Annotated in this window: 1 protein-coding gene; it reads right to left on the reverse strand. The window is 71.6% G+C overall.

Features of this window, described 5'->3' with window-relative positions; all coding sequences use genetic code 11:
* Positions 1-116: 116 nt before the first annotated feature.
* On the reverse strand, positions 117-349 hold a 233-nt coding region (locus AC1DYG_RS21150), incomplete at its 5' end, for a winged helix-turn-helix domain-containing protein (protein ID WP_477641768.1).

Below are 349 nucleotides of genomic sequence, written 5' to 3' on the forward strand. Positions count from 1 at the left end.
CAGCAGGGTCACCCGCCAGCGCAGCGACACCGACCGGGTCAGCGGCATCGGCGGGCGCATCTGCGGCACCGGGTCCGGCTCGACCACCGGGATGGGCCCGGAGTGGGTGGCGGCCGTCACGGGGGCGTCTCCCGCAGCACGTAGCCGACGCCACGCACGGTGTGGATGAGCCGGGACTCGCCGTCCGCCTCGGTCTTGCGGCGCAGGTAGCCGACGTAGACCTCGAGCGCGTTGCCGGAGGTCGGGAAGTCGTAACCCCACACCTCCTCGAGGATGCGGCTGCGGGTGAGCACCCGGCGCGGATTGGCCATCAGCATCTCGAGCAACGAGAACTCGGTGCGCGTCAGAC

The organism is Pedococcus sp. P1_H8 (assembly GCF_056405175.1).